The sequence below is a fragment of the Novosphingobium pokkalii genome, from assembly GCF_014652855.1.
Taxonomy (GTDB): domain Bacteria; phylum Pseudomonadota; class Alphaproteobacteria; order Sphingomonadales; family Sphingomonadaceae; genus Novosphingobium; species Novosphingobium pokkalii.
Map to the genome: position 1 here is coordinate 1 of NZ_BMZP01000050.1, position 1,548 is coordinate 1,548.

The window sequence follows — 1,548 nt, forward strand, 5'->3', positions numbered from 1 at the left end:
TGCTTTTCACCTTTCCCTCACGGTACTGGTTCGCTATCGGTCATGTACGAGTATTTAGGCTTGGAGGGTGGTCCCCCCATGTTCAGACAGGATTTCACGTGTCCCGCCCTACTCGAGGCCTCATCCATCACTTTCGCATACGGGGCTATCACCCGCTATGGCCAGACTTTCCAGACTGTTCTGCTAGTTGAAGATGAGGCACTGGCCTGGTCCGCGTTCGCTCGCCACTACTAACGGAATCTCGGTTGATGTCTTTTCCTCCAGGTACTGAGATGTTTCAGTTCCCCGGGTTCGCTTCACCAAAGCTATATATTCACTAAGGTGATACCTTATCCACCTCACTCAAGGTCCGGTTACCCGAAGCTCGAGAGAAATGGTGAAGGTGGGTTTCCCCATTCGGAAATCGCCGGATCAAAGCTTGCTCACAGCTCCCCGACGCTTATCGCAGCGTGCCACGTCCTTCTTCGCCTGTACATGCCAAGGCATCCACCAGATGCTCTTACCTCACGCTTGAGAATCCACACCATCACCAACAAACCTGCATAACGTTTGCGGTGTGCCAGGTGCGGACGATATCTCAGCCAGATCGAACAACACATCATGCAGCTTTCGCCACACGACCGCTGCCCATAATGTGTGTTGCTTGCTCGCACAGCGACCGTAATCGCCGATACGATGCAACACGGCATCGATCTAAAAAACCCATTCACAATGTCAAAGAGGCACCAAACGTGCCAATACCAGACCATGCTTGCGCATGGCCGGAACTCGTTTCTTCATCCCCGGAGAATTCGTTCGAGCAATCCGACCACTCCAGCCGACCATCTTGCGACAGCGGCGAATGGTGGAGCCTATCGGGATCGAACCGATGACCCCCTGCTTGCAAAGCAGGTGCTCTCCCAGCTGAGCTAAGGCCCCAAACCTTGAAGGTCGTGAGAGGTCACAGCTCGCCAAGCCGTCAGTCGTGGCAAAGCCACGCCTTATGGCATGGCATCGCCCCGCTGGCCGGTCTTGTTGCTGGGCAAATTAGCGTTCCGCTAATTTGCCCTGCAACTGCGACATGGTGGGCCGAGCAAGAGTTGAACTTGCGACCTCACGCTTATCAGGCGTGCGCTCTAACCACCTGAGCTACCGGCCCATATCGCGCCAGGCTGGCCAAAAGGCCGCCAAGCGGCGTTAGCCAGCTCAGGCAGGCAACATGATCAGACCAGGCTGACCATGCTATCTCCGTTGATGAAGGGACATGAGGACGACGGCATGTTCCATGAAAAGGTTGGAGCCATATTGCCTTGCTGTGCAAGGCGGGCTGCCGACCGATCCTTAGAAAGGAGGTGATCCAGCCGCAGGTTCCCCTACGGCTACCTTGTTACGACTTCACCCCAGTCGCTAAACCCACTGTGGTCGCCTGCCTCCCTTGCGGGTTAGCTCAACGCCTTCGAGTGAATCCAACTCCCATGGTGTGACGGGCGGTGTGTACAAGGCCTGGGAACGTATTCACCGCGGCATGCTGATCCGCGATTACTAGCGATTCCGCCTTCATGCTCTCGA

The 1,548-nt window shown here is 55.7% G+C and carries 2 tRNA genes and 2 rRNA genes; all 4 read right to left on the reverse strand.

The features are described 5' to 3' along the window. Positions 1-513 (reverse strand): 23S ribosomal RNA (locus IE191_RS20870); the annotation flags it as partial. A 329-nt stretch (positions 514-842) separates the two neighbouring features. After that, positions 843-918 (reverse strand) — tRNA-Ala (locus IE191_RS20875). Positions 919-1,061: 143 nt separating this feature from the next. Next, positions 1,062-1,138: transfer RNA gene (locus IE191_RS20880), tRNA-Ile, on the reverse strand. A gap of 186 nt (positions 1,139-1,324) precedes the next feature. Continuing rightward, positions 1,325-1,548 (reverse strand): 16S ribosomal RNA (locus IE191_RS20885); the annotation flags it as partial.